Origin of the sequence: Psychrosphaera sp. 1_MG-2023 (assembly GCF_030548245.1) — a bacterium.
In the GTDB taxonomy this organism is placed as follows: domain Bacteria; phylum Pseudomonadota; class Gammaproteobacteria; order Enterobacterales; family Alteromonadaceae; genus Psychrosphaera; species Psychrosphaera algicola.
In genome coordinates this window covers 1-19,624 of the sequence record NZ_JAUORW010000026.1, presented here as the reverse complement: position 1 = coordinate 19,624, position 19,624 = coordinate 1, and the positions used below count along the sequence as shown (strand labels likewise).

The 19,624-nt window shown below is 40.5% G+C and carries 10 protein-coding genes; 6 read left to right on the top strand and 4 right to left on the bottom strand.

What is annotated here, in order from left to right; all coding sequences use genetic code 11:
• Positions 1-30: 30 nt before the first annotated feature.
• From Q4575_RS18215 to Q4575_RS18200, 4 genes are read right to left on the bottom strand one after another with little or no spacing between them, the layout of a single operon-like run.
• A complete protein-coding gene (locus Q4575_RS18215; protein ID WP_215962654.1) occupies positions 31-1,203 on the bottom strand; it encodes a sensor histidine kinase KdpD in 1,173 nt (390 codons plus the stop codon).
• Entirely contained in the window at positions 1,200-1,901 is a 702-nt protein-coding gene (locus Q4575_RS18210) for a response regulator transcription factor (RefSeq protein ID WP_215962653.1), read from the bottom strand. Before Q4575_RS18210 ends, Q4575_RS18215 begins: the two co-directional genes overlap by 4 nt.
• Positions 1,898-2,281, bottom strand: coding sequence for a DUF3019 domain-containing protein (locus Q4575_RS18205; RefSeq protein ID WP_303523767.1), 384 nt, complete (start codon positions 2,279-2,281; stop codon positions 1,898-1,900). Before Q4575_RS18205 ends, Q4575_RS18210 begins: the two co-directional genes overlap by 4 nt.
• A 1-nt stretch (position 2,282) precedes the next feature.
• Positions 2,283-3,287, bottom strand: coding sequence for a MipA/OmpV family protein (locus Q4575_RS18200; protein WP_215962651.1), 1,005 nt, complete (start codon positions 3,285-3,287; stop codon positions 2,283-2,285).
• Between the two features lie 195 nt (positions 3,288-3,482).
• Between Q4575_RS18200 and Q4575_RS18195 the strand changes: the two genes are divergently transcribed.
• From Q4575_RS18195 to Q4575_RS18170, 6 genes are all read left to right on the top strand, one after another.
• The gene (locus tag Q4575_RS18195; protein WP_303523765.1) at positions 3,483-9,335 is read left to right on the top strand and encodes an autotransporter outer membrane beta-barrel domain-containing protein; all 5,853 of its coding nucleotides are present in this window, start codon (positions 3,483-3,485) and stop codon (positions 9,333-9,335) included.
• 57 nt (positions 9,336-9,392) lie between these two features.
• A complete protein-coding gene (locus Q4575_RS18190; RefSeq protein ID WP_303523763.1) occupies positions 9,393-12,185 on the top strand; it encodes a TonB-dependent receptor in 2,793 nt (930 codons plus the stop codon).
• Between the two features lie 49 nt (positions 12,186-12,234).
• Positions 12,235-14,274 carry a S9 family peptidase gene (locus Q4575_RS18185; protein ID WP_303523761.1) on the top strand — a complete coding sequence of 680 codons (2,040 nt, stop codon included), beginning with the start codon at positions 12,235-12,237 and terminating at the stop codon, positions 14,272-14,274.
• Positions 14,271-14,798: an energy transducer TonB gene (locus Q4575_RS18180; protein WP_215962647.1), complete on the top strand. Its 528-nt coding sequence runs from the start codon at positions 14,271-14,273 to the stop codon at positions 14,796-14,798. Before Q4575_RS18185 ends, Q4575_RS18180 begins: the two co-directional genes overlap by 4 nt.
• A gap of 264 nt (positions 14,799-15,062) precedes the next feature.
• Entirely contained in the window at positions 15,063-16,325 is a 1,263-nt protein-coding gene (locus tag Q4575_RS18175; RefSeq protein ID WP_303523759.1) for a TIGR03032 family protein, read from the top strand.
• 315 nt (positions 16,326-16,640) lie between these two features.
• Positions 16,641-19,624 (top strand): thrombospondin type 3 repeat-containing protein (locus Q4575_RS18170; RefSeq protein WP_303523758.1); only part of this gene is annotated, 2,984 nt, incomplete at its 3' end.

Below are 19,624 nucleotides of genomic sequence, written 5' to 3'. Positions count from 1 at the left end.
AAAGCACTTAATACTTAATTTAACGTTATCTTAATTTATTGGAAGTTGTATTGTCATTTTTGCACCACCCTCGGTGCTCGCGTCAATCGTAAACTTGCCGTTATGCCTAAGGGCGACTTGTTTGACAATATAAAGCCCCAGGCCAAAGCCATGATGGTTCTCGCCATTGGCACTGGATTTTTGAGTCTGTGAAAACCCAGGCCCATCGTCTACAACGATAAAATCAATATTAGACTCTGTTACCAGTATAGACACTTCAATTTTGCTTTTTGCGTAACGCAAAGCGTTATTAATTAGATTGGATAACGCGAGATCCAACTGCAAGCTATTTGCTTTAAATGTATAGTTTGAACTTGGGGGGATAAAACTTACTTGTTTTCCGGTTTCAATGTATTTATCTTCCATCTCTTCACTAAAGCGATACAGATCAATCTCTTCCATATAGTTTTCATCGGTGATTTGACTACGGCCAAATTCTAAATATTCATGGGCCAGCGTTTCTAATGCGTTAATATCGCGTTTAAATCGAGCTAATTGTTTTTCAGGAATGTCAGCCGAAATACTTTGTAAGATGAATTTCATCCGAGCGAGTGGAGTTCTTACCTCGTGAGCAATGATATTAGAAAGATCTTTGTGTAATCGTATTTGATCTAATAATTGGTGGCTCATTTTATGTAATGCTTGAGCCAATGGAAATACGCTTGATTTAGGCGATGTGTTTAAGGGTTGTGAGCTGGGCTTAATACCAAACTCAATTGCGCATTTTTGTAAATAAGCCACATCTCTAAATAATGGTCTTAATAACATTAAAAAGACTAAGGCTAAGGTGCAGTAAAAAATAAATATGCTCAAAGAATCTTTAGGTTCTTCCCATTCCTCTGCAGGCACGGGTCCCCATTGAATTACTTCTTTTTGATTCAACGCCTTAACATAATAACTGTTTACACCTACCGAATAGGCAATGATTTCGTTTTGTTCTAAAGAATCTTGTAATTCTAATGGTAATTGGATATTCGCTTTTTCAATGATTTTAAATTCGGCAGAAGTGTTATTTTGCAAGCCTGTAAATATGTCGTCTACATTAACTGTATGGTAGAGCGGGGGGGCAAAGTAGACTTTATATAATTGAGTAAAACTTATAATAAATAAGCAGGCGACAACAAAAAATAATACGTAAAAACGTAGGAAGTTATTTTGTTTCACCGGATATGAGCCCAGTAGTTAAAGATGTATCCTTTATTGCGAATGGATTCGATAGACAATTCTTTTTTACCAATGGATTCCATTTTTTTTCTAAAGCGACTCACTCTTAAATCAGCAGAGCGGTCAACGCCATCATAAGCCCGACCTATCAAGTCTAAGAAGATAACTTCTCTGCTTATCACATTGTCTCCATGCGCGACAAAAAACCAGATTAACTCAAACTCTTGGTTCGTCAATTTGATATTTACATCGTTGTAATCCATTTGTTTGTGTAAGTTATCAAGTTTTAGATCACCAATGTGAATAATATCACCTGCCGCCGCGGGATGAGAATGTCTCAAATGGGCTCTAATGCGTGCTAATAGTAAGACGGGTTCAACTGGCTTTACGATATAATCGCATGCACCTGAGTTTAACCCTGTTATTTGCGAGTCATTGTCGGACAAGGCAGTTAAAAACAAGACGGGTAACTGAACTGGTAATGCCAATTGCTCTATTAATTCAAAGCCTTGAATGTCAGGCAGATTCACATCACAAATAATTAAGTCAAATGAATTGGCGTTTAGAGCGGCTCTCGCTTCTTCACCCGTCTCAACCCATGTCGTTACAAACTCAAAGTCATCTAAATACTCTTTGGTCAGCTCAGCAAGTGGCTGGTCATCTTCGATAAGTAATAAGTTAAATTTTGTCTCGTTCAAAATAGTACCCATCCTAAATTTCGCCTAGGGCGAGTTTTTTTAGCTTTAATTTTGGCAACACTTAACAATTGAGCTGCTAACAATTCGTCATTTTTGTCTTTAATCTGCAAATATGTACTTTCAGTTAACGGCAAAGAATATCGTTTTAATAATTTATCGGTTTGAATAAAGCAGTCAACAAAATGGGGGTCGTCGATTACAATACAAAAGTCGGTTACGTCTTGGAATTCGACTTTGATATTAAACTCTAGTTGGCAATGCTCTTTACCAATATGTGTGACACACATTTCCGGTGAAATCGCCAAAATATTTGGTTTTTCAACCCCATAGGCGTTAACTACAAAACATGTCAAAAATACTATTAGAGCAAATCTATTCACGTTAATACCTATAACTAAAGCCGACAAATGTTGAAGTGAAATTGTCTTTTTCAACAAGAGGGGAGGTAGTTAAATTACTATCGAGCCAGCTGTGCCTAAGTAAAAACTTCATAGAAAAATGTTTGTTAAATGGGTAGCTTAGATAAAGTTCTGCCGATTTATTAATCGCATTGCCCAAAGAAAGGTTTTCACCAAGAAAAAACTCACCGGGATGCAGTTTATAATAGTAATCAATTAAATCATGTGTCTTATAAATAACGCTGGCACTTACCGCAGTGGTCACTTTATCCCATACTTTCATATGACGGACCTTAAAACTGGCTTCCTGCCCGTCATGTACACCACTTATATCCGTACTTACAATGAATTTGGCATCCCAATTTTGAAAACGATACGAGGTCACGAATCCCCCCATGTAACTTAAATCGCGATCAATTTCGTCAAATTCTCTTTCCATTGGAAATCTATCACGCCCACCGAGCGGTCGGTTGACGGAAAAATCTAAAATGCTCGAAATTGTTAGTTTTTCAAGACCATCTAGTTCAAAAAAGTAGCCATCATCATTGAAGTAGCTAAATACATCGATGATAAAGTTGTCGGTTTCTAATAAGGAATAACCCATCACAAAATTTTCAAGATAGAACCTTTCACCGTAATAGCTGAACTCCGGTAAAACATAAACTTGTAGGTCATTTCTCGCGGCAAGTGGGTTTTCTACTACGCCATAACCTGCAGAAATCTGAAAGTTGAACTCATTGGTAACAATGGAATAGGGCCCTGTATCGTCGATTTTAGTTAGGGCGCTATCGAAGGCCGCATAACCGCCATTTAAGGCTAGTTCCACTTCAGCGATATCAACCGGTTTTGGCTCAGACTCAGGAATAATGGGCTGATTTGGCGCCTGTTTTGGTTCTGGTTGGTTTGTATTTGTAGCAAGTACAGTGGTTGAAAATATAAAACCGAAACAAGCCAATAGAAAACATCTATTAGTCGATGAAACTTTCATAGTTAATAAATAAAGTTCTTAAAATGATGACCTGAGTCTACCCCTATTTTATAGAAGAGGACAAGCCCCCCGTACAATTCGGTACATAAATGCTTTGGATATTTTGCGCACGCTCTTGTTTAATCCTGCAATCGAATAATTGTTATTCATTAATTCATATAACTAGTAAAACCAAATCTAGTAAGGATTTTAAGTATGTCTCAAACACAAAGTATTCCTTCCGTTCATAGGAAGTTAACTAATGCCATTCGGCATGCGTTATTTACTTCTGTCGCGGTTTCAAGCTCGTTGGCATTTGCCCCTGCAGCGTTAGCTCAAAATATTACACCGCCAGCAACAACTGTGGGTGAAGTGAGTGCGGCAACTAGCAAATCCGTGCAGGATGAAACCGTAGGCTTTGCCGTCGCAGATTTAACTAAAGTTGCGGCAAATGACGGCTTAATTGATCCAATCGACATTCACGAAACTGGCACTGAAGAAGTGTACATCGGAAATTCAGGTGATATTGAAGCAGGAAATGCGGAAGTTGTTGGAGCAGATCAATACGAAAAGACTTACACAGATGTTGGTTTCACAGAATCTTTGGCGACACAATTAGGAGTGAATCCCGCTCAATTTGTGGTTATCGGTACGATGGATACTGCAGCTAATGGTATTCAGGTTTCGTTATTAAACCCTGCACAAAGAGATTTACAAATAGAAGCGATCAATGCGGATGATAGCCTTACAGATGAAGAAAAATCTGAACAAGTCGCAGCGCTTTTAGCTGAACCAGCCTGGGATAATGTTGATGAACATCTAGCCGTTACTTTTGGTGCTGATGTAACGCCAGACCAAGTAATAGCTGAATTAGAAAGTGCTGGATTTGTTTTGTCTGATGAAGAGAAAACTGGCATAGCTGAACGTATGGATAACTATGATAGTCGCGAAGATATCACTATTGTGGTTGCCCCAGAAGGAGCCTTAACAACTAAAGATTCCATTGGAATTACCGCCAGCTCAGAAGCTGGGGATATCCTGATCGAAAATTCGGGTGACATTACGGTTGGCTCTGGTGACTCAGTTACCTATTTAATTGATGGTACAGTTGAAATTAAAACTGGTTTCTCACAAATCGACACCTTCGATAAAAATGATGATGGTCTAGATGATACCGCCATTATGGCTTATGGCAGAAGACTACATTCACCTGCCGGTGTTAATACCCTGACGGTTAGTGCTACAGGTGTCGAAGTTGCATCTGTATCGGGTAATATTGAAGTAGTAAATGACGGTGCAATCACGATAGGAGACAGAGCTAAAGGTATCAGTGTCAGTACTCAAACTGGTGATGTGCTTATCGAAAATACAGGAGATTTATCGACTGGCTATAACGCACAAGCTATTTCTGTGGGGACTGGCTCAGTAGTTAAAGATGTATTCCAATACGATCACACATGGTCAGAAACTGAAACAGTTGATGTTAATGGCAATGAGCAAAAGGTTACTCGTGAGCACATTTATAATGACATTACGTTTTATAATGTGGATAGCAGTGATACAGAAGTGACCATTACCAATGATGGCGCGTTAACTGTAGGTGCAGGGAGTAACGGCGTATTTGGTCACAATCCATCGGGTGACTCTGTGGATATTACCAATTCTGGTGATGTTACTTTGACAGAGGGGACTGGTGGCGGCGCTATCGTAGCGTCAACCGTTAACCTTGCAAACTCTTATTACAATGAAATAGACGAAGCTCAAAACAAAACAGTTGTTGCTGACGGGGCGGTGCAAATAGGGACTAAATTTGTAGATAACGAAGCAGTAAAAATATACTCAGAAGTTACCTATAAATATTACCATAACGTTCGCGAATATATAGGTGATAGAGGGGATATAGAAATCACCAATAATGGTGATTTAGATTTGAGTTTAGCCAATTCAGCGGTTGGTATATATGCGGCGGGTAATGGTTCCACCACTATTGTTAATAATGGTGAGTTAAAAATTAGTCGGGACTCCGTTGGTATTATGTCATCAGGTTTAGGTGAGACTTATGTTAACAGCCAAGGTGATATTGAGTTACTGGAAACAGGTTCTGTTGCAATCAACATAAATCATGTTGCAACTATGAGTACGAGTAATTTAGAAGTTGGTGCGGTTGGTGTTAATGCTGATGTTATCGCTCAGTTCGCTGGTCAAGGTGAAGGGGACGCTTTACTGGTCAGTAGTGGCGACATAATACTGACAGAAGATAATACAACACCTGAGCATACATTGTATGTGTATAACAATGCGGGTGAAAAAATCGCTTTAGCAGAAGTGCCATTAACTACAACCGGTATTCAGCTAACTGCAATGGGGGCTAACGTTTCCAGCAATGCAACGATAGCTGCTCATTATGGACGTGGCGATGACGAGGTTCTCGGTGCCAGTAGTGTCATATTCTCTAAATCTACCATTATTAATGACGGTAATATCAAATTAGGCGATAAATCTAACGCTATTTCAGTTAAACAAAAGTTTGGTGAAGTCGAAGTTATAAATAATGGAACCATTGAAGTAGGCAAGGGGTTCCACCATAACGCGCCTGAAACATATAACGCATTTTGGACGTACTCTCACGGCATCCGCGCAAGTAATACTACGGTTGAAGGTTTTGCAAGTCATCGAATTATTAACTCTGAAACTGGGGTTATTATTACTGGTGATTTAGGTCAGGGCATCTTTTCTCAAAGCTGGCACGGTCCGTCGTATGTCAAAAATGATGGTTATGTAAAAGTTGGAAATGGCCATACAGTAGGTCCTGCTGAAGGAGGACGAGACAGTTATAACTATCGCCAATCAGGTGGCATCACTTCAGCAGTTGCTGGTGGTTTAGATGCGTATTCAGTGGCCATTAATAATGGCGAAATAGTGACTGGTGAAATGGCTCACGGTATTTTTGTTTCCAACGTAAGTACGACAAAAGAAAATTTCGAAAACGTTGAATATGATTATACAGCCTCTGCTAAAAACTATGGAACTGTCACAACAGGTGATAATGCAAATGGCATGGCAATCTTTGGCTTGTATGCTTACGGGCTAAATGAAGGGGATATTACCATTGGTGATAATGGCCCTAACGATAACAACTTCGACTTCTTCCAGCGTGGAGCTGGTATGCGTGCTTTGGGCAATGCATGGAGTGAACAAAGTGGTGGAGTCCAAAGTGCGTTGCTTAATAAAGGTTCAATTACCGGTGGCGAAAACGTTGCTGGAATGGAGAACCGTTCTGTATTTGCCGGCACGATTAACTTCGGTCAAGGTATCATTGAAACCGGTGACGACTCATTTGGAATGAGCACGGTAGGTCTTTATCAAGCGTATACTGTAAATGCAGGTGAAATTAATGTAGGTAATGGATCCGACGGCATGAGAGCAGAATCTTATGCATCAAACGCTATAAATGTTGGTGACTTACAAGTTGGAAACCAAAGTTCAGGAATGCATACTTTAGGTTTATCTGGCACTACCTACAATGGAGGTACTATTACTGGTGGCGAAAATTCAAACGGTATCAGTATAGAGTCTATTGCCATAGCCAACACAGAATTTGACAGCCCGTTAACTAAATATACCTATGACGAAAATAATGAAAAAGTTACGCTAACTATATATACAAGAGTTAATGGAGAAGATGGAACTCCATTAGTTGTTGTGGCGGATGATGATGGTATTTTTACGTATTCAGATGATACTGGTGAAAAATATTCAACACAAAAAATAGTAGACGAAGATGGCAATGCAATCTTAACCAATGACGGTTTAGAGCAAGCCTATATTATTCGTTCAGTAAACCGTTCTCAGGTCCGTTTAGGCTCAATATCTCAACAAAATACGAATAATAACGGCACCATCAATGCGACCAATGGTATCTCTATTTCTGGTGATAATAAGCGCCTAAGCTCAGGTAACTCGGCGACAGGTGTTGAATTAGCCTTCGCTGATAAAGCGACATTGGCTACCGCTTATAATGATGGTGTGATCAATGCAGTTGAGTCAGGGATCGTAGTAGAAAATCTTACCCAAGCATTACTAGTTAACCGCAATGAAATTAATTCTGATATTGGTATTAAAGTTTCAGTTAATTCAATTAACGAAACTGAAGAGTCCACTTTATCTTTCAGCCCAGTTTTGATTAACGGAGAAGAATCAATTGTATTTGTTGAAGATGCAAATGGTGATCTAGTTTCAACTGTAGAAATGGCTCCAGATATGGTTGAGCTTCGCGATGAAAATGGTTTCTTGATGCTAGACCAATTTGGTGACCAAATCATGGTCCAAGCGTGGGAAACAGTCACAGTTGATGCTGTAAACGCTATTGCTCAAGTTGGAAATGAGGGCGTTATCAACGCTCGAGTGGGGGTACAAGCTCATATAGACGGTGCAGAAGTTGGTAATGGCAGTTTATCTATCGTCAACTCTGGTCAAATGTTAGCTACCGAAAAAGCTGTCATGGTTACAGGCAATGTTAATACAACTATTTTTAATAGCGGTGTTATTACGGGTGATATAACCACAACTGATGGTGATGATGTATTTGATAATAATTTGAACGCGGCAAGAACGGCTGCTGGTCAAGTCGTATTAGAAAATAATACATTTGATTTTGGTGCTGGTACTAACGTTTTCAATAACACGTTCGGTGATATTTCATTTGCTGGTAATAACGTCATTAACCTTGGTGAGTCTGGCGAAATGAACCATTACTCAGCGACAGACAGTTATGTTTCTATTACTTCGATAAACGGTAGCTCGTCTGATGAATTACGAGTTATAGGCGACATGAACTTCTTAACTACTGGCACAAATGCAGGTTTAGTGATGTTAGAAGTTGGCATGGACGGTAATGACCAATTTATCATCGAAGGAGATTTAAAAGTTGGTACTGAGCAACCTGATGGAGAGTTTTATGCGCGTAGCTTAAATGTGGCAATTGCTCCGGCAGGCCAATTGAAAGGTGAAGCGAGTTATATCTTACTGTCAAATGACGAAGCTGATGGTGCATTAGTAACGGCAACTGGTGAACAAACACTGAAAGACATTTCATTTGCCGGCGCAACAGGCTCGTTTGCAGGAACAATTGTTGATACTGAAGAAGTCGAAGAGAACGGACAGCAAGTACTTAAAGTATCGTTTGGTTTGTCTTCATTAGGTGCAACGGCTAGCAGTATCTCTCATATGGCGTCAAATTACTGGGCACAGAGTGTTGGAAATCACTTCACACGCCGAAGTGATAGTTCTGATGGCTTTAGCGCAACAGTTGATTCATTCCATACTGATTCTGACATGGCCGTGGCAGGTGACGTTGCAGCACAAGACTTAACGTTTGCTCAACGAATGAGTGGCTTAAATGTCTCAGCACAATACAAAGTATCTGACTTAACCTTCGGTTTTAGCGTTGGTCAAGGTAATGCGGATTCCTCTCAAAGTGAACAACAATCTACGGCCAGCTTAGATATGACTTCTGTAGCTATCTCAGTAGGTTACACGCTAGGTGACGTTTATTTAGATGCGGTATTAAACCAAACTAAATTTGAAGGGAAACTAACAGCATATGACTCATCAGCTCGTACAAAAGGTGAGGTGCTAGGTGGCTCTATAGAGGCAGGTTATAAGCTCGAGTTATTCGGATATAACGTCATACCACATGTTCAATTGTTAACTAGTGAAGTCAGCTCTGATGGATTTACAGATTCGACATCGGCCTATAACTATGCCTTTGACAATGATGTAAGCCAGCAAATAAAAGCAGGGGTTCACTTAGACAAATACTATGAATTATCAACAGGTTCAGTCACACCATATGCAACATTGAATGTGGTAAGTACAGCAGCTGAAAATCAAGTTATTTCTAATGATGTGTCATTCCTAAGTGACATCAGTGGTACTGGCTACCAATTTGATGCAGGTGTGAATGCAGTATTTAAAGAGTGGAGCATTAAGAGTTTGATCGGCATTTACGATGGCGAAGCAAACAAAAATGGCTTCTCAATTGGTTTCTCAGCAGGCTACCGCTGGTAAAAGGTTGGAGGGGCTTAGCCCCTCTACGGAAAAGTATTTAAGTTATTAGGATATATCATGATATTTAATAAAAAGAAGCTAGCCAGTGCAGTATCTCTATTGTTATTGGGCTCTTTGAGTTCAGTTGCCCTTGCAGCTCCAGAAAAAGAAAATAAAAGTTCGGCTGATTTAACGCAAGTTGAAAAAACAAGCGATAAAAACGTAGCGTCGAAAGAGAAAAAAGAAGATAAAACTGTAGAGCGCATCGTCATTACTGGTTCATTTATACCACGTGAAGGTTACGACGGTGCAGAGCCAATGACCATCATCGATGAAGAAGAGATGAAAGCAAAAGGGTTGTTGACAATTGCCGATGTAATCGAGTCTTTGTCAGAGAACTCAGGTTATTCAGAGGGGGATTCAGGTAACTTGTTATCGGGCTTTACCGTCGGCGCACAGGAAGCTAATTTTAGAGGATTAGGCACCGGACGTACATTGGTACTAATCAATGGTCGCCGAGTTGCAGATTACCCATTGCCATTTGGTGGAGAACAAAACGGGGTGGATTTAGGTTCAATCCCAAGAAGTGCTATTGCTCGTGTTGAATATTTAAGTTCAGGGGCATCGGCTATTTATGGTTCGGACGCCGTTGGTGGGGTACTTAACTTCATCACCAAGCGAGACATGGAACAAACGTCGATTTCAGGCTACTTCGGCGGCTTTGAAGAAGGTTATGGTGGTACCGGTAACATTTCTTTCATTAGCGGAAACGCCTGGAGTAAAGGGTCGTTAACGTACGGTATCGAAGCTTTTACTTCAAAAGCGACAAGCGCGGATGAAGTTCCATATTTACAAGACCGCCGTTATACAACGACAGCAATATCGGCCGCAGAGTATCGTGCAGGTCAAATCTCACAGGATAATCCTTACGTATCGCCAGATATGGCTTGTGAAGACATGCAAGGAAATATGACGGCATCAGAAAGCACCGGCGATGTTGGAAAACAAGCCTGTACGTATGATGGTTCTGAAGGCATTGCCATGAATTCAGATTACAACAAAGTGTCATTTTTCTTAGATGGTCGTTACGACTTTACTAATGACGTAACTGGTTTTGCAACGTTGTTAGTGTCTTCGGCTCAGGCAAAAAGTTCAAATCCTTCGTTAAACTGGAACGGTTATGTCTATGGTGAACGTGGTTTACGTTCAGACCGTTTGTATGTCTCACGTCGTTCATTTGCGCCAGATTTAGGTTATTCAGAATCTGAATACAATATGGATGTTGTTACAGGTGTCGTTGGGGTTGAAGGTATTTTTGAAATGTTCAACGAAGATTGGTTATGGGATGTATCAATTTCTAACTCACGCTATGACCAAACTCAATCCAGTGATGCATTGAAAAAAGAAGCTGTTGAAGCGTGGTTGTTTGAAGGTAGTGAATATTATTCAGAAGTCGCTGAAACAACTTATGAAGTCGACAATGACTTTTTTGATGATGCCTTTGTCAATAATATTTTTAGAGACGCTTCTGCGGATCGAGATTTATTAGTGGGCCAAACTAATACTGAAGCCAGTTCAACCGCGTCGTCTTTCCAAGCTAAATTAGCAGGTTCAATATCGGATTTTGGATTGTTATATAACCCAATGCAAATGGCATTGGTGTTAGATTACAACCGTTCAACTACCGAAGTGGTGCCAGATGCACGTGCATTAGGAGAAGACGGATTGAGCTGGATGAATATCGGTTCAGTTTACGCCAAAGGTACACGTGAACGTTATGCCGCAGGCGTTGAATTTCGTTTACCATTAACTCAAAAGTTAGAGGTAACGTTAGCGACTCGTTATGACGAATATAACGACGACAGCTCAATCGGCGGACGTCAAACCTCCCAAGCGAAATTTGTTTACCTGTTAACGGAAGCGATAAAAATGCGTGGTGGTATGTCACAAAGTTTCCGAGCACCAGATATGTTTAATATCTACGGTGAATCAAAGGGATTCACTGGGGCGACTGATTTATTATCACCAGGTTGTTATGACGGCGAAGCATTTGTTGGGAACTGTAGCTCATCGATTATTCGTTCAACGCGCAGTGGTTCAGATAAATTGGAAGAAGAGAAAGGTTCAGAAAAAAGCATCGGTTTTGCGTATTCACCAAACTTAAATTTTGGTGTATCGATTGACTGGTGGTCAATTCGCCTGAACGACATGGTAACCAGTGAAAGTGCTTTCGACCTATTTGTAGGCGAATGGCAGTGTGAAAATGGTGAACGTAATTCAGATAGCCAATTCTGTGAAGATGTAAATTCAAGAATTCAACGTGATTCGGTAACAAATGAATTAATCGGAGTGACCATTCAACCACAAAACCAAGAATTTGTGGAAAAAGAAGGGCTTGATATTCGCGTAAACGGGAACTGGGAATCAGCCGCGTTAGGCCGTTTTGGTGCTGGTATTAGTCATTCAGCAACATTAAAACATGATTGGTTGCGTTTTGCTGGTGATGAAGTCGTTAGTTTAGTTGATGGACAACTGGGGTTATCAACGCCGAATTCGGTAACAAACTTGTACTTAACTTATTCAAATAATCTTACAGGTTTCAGACGTATTAATTCGAGCTTATTTATTCGTCGCCAGTCAGCGGTTAACAATTTCATTGGTACTAAGAAATTACCGCCATATTACACAGCTAATGCAAGCGTTAGTTACTCATTTGATAATCACTTAAATTTACAATTTGTCGTGAATAACTTAACAAATGAGATGCCTGTTACTGATGAAACAAGTCCTCGCTGGCCTTACTACTGGTCACATTTACAATCGCCATTAGGGCGTTCAGTGGCATTGTCATTTAGTTACCCATTATTCTAGAAGGATGCATTGCAGGCTGTAAAAAGCCTGCAAATGGCAGGAGAAAGAAATGAAATTTTCAAATTTAGTAAAAGCGGCAGCAGTGCTATTAGGCTTATTAAGCCTAAGTATTAAAGCTCAGGTGCCTATTGAAACGTTTTTCAAAGGTGTGTCTTACGCCAATATGCGCTTATCACCAAATGGTAAGTTTTTAGCTGCTGGTAAGGTATTACCAAGTGGTGAAATGCATGCGTTTATCATAAACCGGAAAACCAATGAAATGGTTTCTGAAATGAAGTTTGCCGGAAAACTAGGTGTGAGCTCAGTAACATGGTTAAACGATAAGCGTGTCATTGTAGGTTTAGGCTTTGCGTCGGAGATGAGCGAAGGTTTTGGTGGCATTGGTCAATTACTCGGGATGGACATTGATGGCTCGCGTAAAGATATTTTGTGGTCAGGTCAAACTTCGGATTACGGCGGTAATGAAGGGATGAGATTGATTGGTCCATTGGATGCTGAGAATTACTTAATCTCGGTTTATCCATCGGGCAGTGGTATGAGTAAATTCCCATATACCTATATCTATAAATTAAACATGTATACCGGTGAAGCGACTAAGTTATATCGTTCGCCAATTAGAGCGGCATCGCCAATACGTAAGAAAAATAAGGAAACTGGCGAATGGGAAGTTACCCATTGGGTAGGTAAAGCGGCAGATAGCTTTTCTTCAACAGTTGTATTAACAAAAAAAGAAGATGGTAGCTGGGAAGAAATTCGCTACGAAGAAAATGAAGGAATGCGCATTCCTAGAGGTTATAGCTCAGATGGTAAATGGTTATATGTTCGTGACACGATTAGTGCACCAACCTCAGCCGTTGTGAAAGTGAATGTCAAAACCGGTGAAGAAACAATCATTTATCGTCATCCAAAAGTTGATGTAAGCCAAATGTTTCAAGATGACAATGGTGACTTCTGGGGGGCTTTAATAAATTATGACTATCCAAAAGTAGTGATATTGGATGAAGACAACTATTACGCTCAAGTTCAATTGAAAATGGAAGCCGCGTTTCCAAATCAAGCAATTCAGATTGCTTCTAAAACGGCTGACAGCACTGAATGGTTAATTCATGTGTCGAGTGATAAACATCCAGGTAAGTATTACATATTTAATCAGTTTGACGGCTCATTGAAGTTTGTTGTTAATCGTGCCGATTGGGTCGACCCGAAAGAAATGCCAACGACACACGCTATCCGTTTTAATGCACGAGACGGATTAGAAATAGGTGGGTATCTGACAGTTCCAAAAGGTAAAAACGCCAAAAATTTACCGCTGATTATTTTACCTCACGGTGGACCACATGGCCCAAGAGATGTATGGGGATGGAATAGTGAGCGCAATATTTTAGCAAACGCAGGTTATGCGGTATTAGCTGTGAATTATCGAGGTTCGGGCGGCTTTGGTCGAAATTTCCAATACGACTGGTATGGTCATTGGGGATTAGAGATGCAGGATGATTTAACAGATGCAACTTACTGGGCAATAAACAGCGGAATTGCAAATGTTGATCGCGTTTGTATTTACGGTGCTTCTTACGGTGGTTATGCCACACTAATGGGTTTGGTTAAGGAACCTGACTTATATAAATGTGGGATTGGTTATGTTGGTGTTTATGACTTAAACGTCATGATGTACACCGGTGACGTAGCAATGCGAAAAGCAGGTAAAAACTACTTGAATTGGGCATTGGGTGATACCGAAGAAAAACGTAGAGCACAGTCTCCAGCGCCAAATGCGGAGAAAATTAATTCACCTGTCTTTTTGATGCATGGCATGTTGGATTATCGTGCTCACTTCGAAAACTATGTGGTCATGCGTGATGCTTTATTAGAACAAGATCATCGTTTTGAGACTTTGTTAATCCCGCGCGCAGGGCATGGTGCAAGAGACCAGTCATCACGTAAGCAAATATTTTGCAGAATGTTAGACTTTTTTGACCGCCACATTGGTGAAAAACCGGATCCAATGAGAGCACCAAGCACAGATTGTGATGTAGAGGGCGTAGATCCTTTACCGTTTGAGTACTTCGCAGGAAAAGGAGCATACAAATGATGAATATACGTTTCCTTGGTTTATTCGCCATCGCGTTATTTGGGTTTGCAGCTCAGGCGTCAGAACAGGTGGACTCAGAGGCGGTTATTGTTGAATGGCAAGCACCTGATTGCAGTTCTTATACGTCATATAAACGATGCAGAAATGCGGTTAAAACTGAATATCGTCGAATGCGTCAGCAAGAAATGAAATCTCAAGGGTTATCATTTTGGTATTATGAACGTCCTAGCTATAAAGGTGACAGTCAAAAAGCGTTGAAAGATGAAGTACCGGGGATGTTGACTATTGCATTTGATGTCGAGAAAGATGGCACAACATCAAATGTAAAAGTCACAGCGGTATCGTCGGAAGAAGCTAAAGTCTATGGCGAGACGTTAGTGAGTGCGATAACACAATGGACATTTGTTCCTTTGGACAACAAAGTTGAGGGCGTGACATGGCGCACCGAGTTGTTCTTTGAGGAGGAGGCTTGCAAGGATAAGCCAAAAGAAGGAGTAGAAAAAAAGGAATGTTACTCCGATTAACATAGTGAAAATCATCAAAACCCAGCACATGCTGGGTTTTGTGTTTTCGGCCAATAAGCTTGGAGTGACCTTCTTTTAATTCGAGCCTTGGTATTGGAACGCGTTAAACAGATAAGTATGGCATCAAACGATTGTACAAATTGCTACTTAAAATGACGGTTTCGACGGCTGTATGCTATTTAATCACTACGTTGCTTGATATAGAATCGTTGACACTAAAATTGTGTAAGTGCTTAAAGGCCAATAAAGGCCTGGAGATTATCAATGCCTGAGCTAAAAAATAAAGAAGCAGAACTAACAACGAAGCCCGTTAAAAAGGCAGCATCAAAAGCGACGGCAAAAAGAACGTCAGCAAAACAAGCATCTACAAAAAAAGTAGCATCGACTAAAAAAGCGACCGCTAAAGCAAATGATAAAACCGAACAAGTTGTTGATTTGCCAGCGTCGGATGAAAATCAAAATACTGAACAACCAGCGCAGGAGCCGGTTACAAAGTCGTGCTCTAAAGGTTTATCGAAATGGATTGTTCGCAATAACATGTCTTTGGCATTTACCTCTTATCAATCGGGACGAGTCTACTTTGTAGGTGCAGATCCAGAAGGTAGGGTGTCATTCCATGAACGCGTTTTCCAACGAGCTATGGGTATTGTTGGTAACGAACAACGCATCTATATGGGCGGTCTTTATCAAGTTTGGCGTTTTGAAAATGTATTACAGGCAGGTCAAGTTGCCAACAAGATGTTTGATAAATGTTACGTCCCACGTAATGCCCAATTTACCGGTGAAATAGACATTCATGAATTAGGGATCCAAAAAGACGGTACAATTGTATTTGTGAATACAAAATATAATTGTTTAGCCGTTCCTTCAATAACACATAGCTTTAAAGCGATCTGGAAACCAGAGTTTATTTCTAAATTGGTACCAGAAGATCGTTGCCATTTAAATGGTTTGGCAATGGTAGATAGCAAACCTAAATACGTAACAGCAGTATGTAAGTCGGACACAATCGATGGTTGGCGTGAGCGCCGTCACGATGGTGGCATTATTATTGATATAGAAACCAATGAAATTGTTTGTGAAGGGTTATCAATGCCGCATTCCCCTCGTTGGCATGAGGGCAAGTTATGGGTGCTTAATTCTGGCACAGGTTATTTAGGTTATGTTGACTTTGAGCAAAAGAAATTTGTTCCTCATACCTTTGTACCTGGTTTCGCTCGCGGCTTAGGACTTCATGGTAATTTTGCCGTGGTGGGTTTGTCTAAACCTAGATACGAACGTTTTGAAGGATTAGATTTGGATAAAGCCTTAGCTGATAAAGATTCAACAGCATGGTGTGGATTGCAAATCATAAACTTAACCACTGGATCTGTAGAAGAATGGATCCGACTAGACGGTCCAATTTCTGAATTATTTGACTTAACATTGCTCCCAAATGTTAGGTGTCCGATGGCAATTGGACAGCAAAATCAAGAAAACCTATCAATGGTTACATTTGAACACGAGACATTAAAGACTTCCGTTTAAAGACTAATCCCAGCCTAAACTGAAGAGCGTCGCCGGGTAGGCATAACTACCCGGCTTTTTTATTTATACCTACTCAAAAATACCTAATCCACTATTCAGCGTCATTTAGAACACCTGCTTTTTTCCAAAATTTCTTATTGTACAAAATGCTACACAACACGTTTGGACTCTGCTTGTTAACTTATATAAAACACTAGTATGGCTAAATATTTATCAATTTTTAAAGTTTTGATGAATTAACGGTTTTAAGCGATAGAAAGCGATATTTAGCCCTATTAACAACAAACCGGTACAAAAAGATACTGGGTAATTCACATGAATACGGAGCACGTAATGCAAGGTATAGACAACAACTTTAAGCGATCTGTTGTAGCTGCAAGTTTGGCTACAGTTTTATCTACAGGCGCTAATGCGGCAACAGCACCAGAGCCAGTTATGGTTCCATCAATAAACTCTGGAAACGCCAATGGTAGTTCAATTAGTAATATCGTTACTTTGGGTGACAAAATCTATTTTAGAGGTATTCATGCAGAAGATGGGTACGCTTTTTGGCGAGCTAACTACGATGGCTCTTCCCCAGAAAAATTATCAACGACCTACTCTGAAGATGTTGCGGTTCGACCTGATAACTTAATTAGTTATAACGGGAAGATTTATTATCAAGGTATTATAGAGAGTTCTGGGATCTCTACTAAAAATGCCATGTTTGAGTATGATCCAATAACGAATACGATTACGGATTTAGATCTTAATCCTGGTGATTCGTTTAATTATAGCGACACTTTCAAAAACCCATATGTCTACAATGGCAAGCTCTATTTCTCCGCCCAAACAGGCGAGACTCGCCCAGTTCCATCCACAACATCTATTACGGGTGATTATGAACTTTGGGTAAAAGATGGTGATGCAGCGCCAGTTAGATTAGCCGATATTAATTTAGGTGAAGAACCTTCAAATCCTAATTACTTCACAGCTTACAAAGGTAAATTGTATTTTCAAGGCCGTACAGCTAGTCAAGGTGTTGAGTTAATGGTTTATGATGATACTCAGCCTGTTGAAGCCGGTATTAACCCTTCAGTAGTATTTGATTTACCTGGTCAAGATAGCAATAGTAATCCTAATTCAAGTTCTCCAGCTGAATTGGTTGTTTATAACAACGCTTTATACTTCACAGCGACAATGGAAGAAGCTACTGGTAAAGAAATTTATTTCTATACAGGTGAAGGCGAGCCCACTCTATTGAGTAATGTTACTAGCGAGGGACAAACAGAAGCTCCGTCAAAATTGACTGTTTATGCAGGTCACTTATTATTCACGGCGGGTACAGGAATTAATAGTGGTTCAAGAATTTGGATTTACAACTCGTTAAATAGTGCACCAGAATTATTGTCAAATAAGATACCAGGTGCAACTCAAGTTGAAGACGCAAATCACTTTACGGTTTACCACGACCGTTTATATTTTGAAGGCAATCAAGGCAACTTTAAAGATTCGTTATGGGTGATGGATGGAATTTCATCGCCAACGTTAGTGACTGACTTTAACCCGGTTAATATTGATGAAAATGATAATTTAGTAAGTGAGCAAGTGTCGGCGCTAACAGTTGCCAATGGCCGCTTGTATTTCTCTGCAAATGCAGGACAAGGGCAAGAGTTATATATCATTGACGAGTTCCTAGATAGCGATGGTGACTTAGTTCGTGATGAACTAGATGCGTATCCAAATGACCCAACTCGTTCACAGTTTGATGAAGGAGAGGGTGGTAGCTTTTTAGATAGCGACGGGGACGGTGTTCTTGACCATCTAGATTGGGCTCCGAATGATGCTTCTGAATCGAAAGATAGTGATGGAGATGGTGTTGGTAACAACGCTGATGCCTTCCCGTTCGACAAAACTGAAACGGTAGATACCGATGGAGATGGTATTGGTGATAATGCAGATCCATTCCCAGAAAGTGCCGATTCGTTTGATTCAGACGGCGATGGTGTATTAGATGTGGTAGACGCATTTCCTTTAGATCCTACTGAAACCATAGATAGTGATGGTGACGGTATTGGTGATAATACGGACAAATTCCCTCAAGACGCTATGTACCATGCTGATGCTGACAATGATGGTGTAGCTGACTCTTTAGATGCTTTCCCTACAGATGAAAATGAGTCAGTCGACTCGGATGGTGACGGTGTAGGTGACAATGCAGATAAATTTCCAAACGATAAAGCAGCCTCAATAGATACCGATGGAGATGGTTATCCAGATTCGATAGTTGCAGATATAGAAACTGATTTAGTCGTTGATTCATTTCCAGATGATGCAACTGAATTTGTCGATACTGACCAAGATGGAGTGGGTGATAATGCGGATGGCTTCCCCACAGATAATACTAAGTCAGCAGACTTAGATCGTGATGGAATCGAAGATTCAGTAGATACAGATCAAGACGGCGACGGTTACAGTGACGAACTGGAGCTGGAATTTGGTTCAGATCCAATTGTTGCAAGTTCAATCCCTTATCAAAAAATTGAATTGGCCTCAGATATTCGTGCAGGGTCAAGTTCAAGCACGCCTAAATACTTTACCGAATTTAATGGTAAGACGTATTTCCAAGCCAACGATGGCACAAGCGGCATTGAGTTGTATGTCTATGACGGTACGTCAACGGAGTTAGTATTTGATATCCGTACAGGCACAAGCTCAAGTAGCCCTGTTGAGTTGGTTGTCAATGCAACTGGCGATACGATGTACTTTGTGGCCAGCGACGGTACTGATAAGGCGCTTTGGTCACTAAGCGATGTTGATGGTGCCGTGCCAGTTAAAGTGGCGGCATTTGCAACAACCGCAGATGACACAGAGACAGCAGAAATTGACGAGTCGGTTACCGCGTTTAGTACGATTAAAAACCTATACGTTATGGGCAGCAAAATTTATTTTGCAGGTAAACGCTCAGGTGACACCAAAGACATTTCGACGTATTCGTTAGCGGATGCAGAATATTCTGAAAACGTGGCAACCGATGAAGAGTTGTATTCATTTGATACGATAACCGGTGAGATCACCTTAGAAGTTGTCGCGGATAATGAAGACGGCATTGAGCCAGCAAACTTTACTGAGCTTGATGGGGTTTTATACTTCAGCGGCAATAGCAAAGTCGAAATACAAGAGATTTACAATCCACGTGCAGACACTTGGTTTAATGTAGCAGTCCCAGTGGTGTCTTTATTCAAGTTGGATAGTTCAGGTGTCGAAGTTGTTGAAGGGGTGCAAAGTGTCGAATCTGTGTATGCCCATGACGGCAAGAT

Bases quoted from the DNA above. Each gene is read 5' to 3' on its own strand.
- Q4575_RS18175 (WP_303523759.1), top strand. From the start codon at position 15,063: ATGCCTGAGCTAAAAAATAAAGAAGCAGAACTAACAACGAAGCCCGTT.
- Q4575_RS18185 (WP_303523761.1), top strand. From the start codon at position 12,235: ATGAAATTTTCAAATTTAGTAAAAGCGGCAGCAGTGCTATTAGGCTTA.
- Q4575_RS18190 (WP_303523763.1), top strand. From the start codon at position 9,393: ATGATATTTAATAAAAAGAAGCTAGCCAGTGCAGTATCTCTATTGTTA.
- Q4575_RS18195 (WP_303523765.1), top strand. From the start codon at position 3,483: ATGTCTCAAACACAAAGTATTCCTTCCGTTCATAGGAAGTTAACTAAT.
- Q4575_RS18180 (WP_215962647.1), top strand. From the start codon at position 14,271: ATGATGAATATACGTTTCCTTGGTTTATTCGCCATCGCGTTATTTGGG.
- Q4575_RS18200 (WP_215962651.1), bottom strand. From the start codon at position 3,287: ATGAAAGTTTCATCGACTAATAGATGTTTTCTATTGGCTTGTTTCGGT.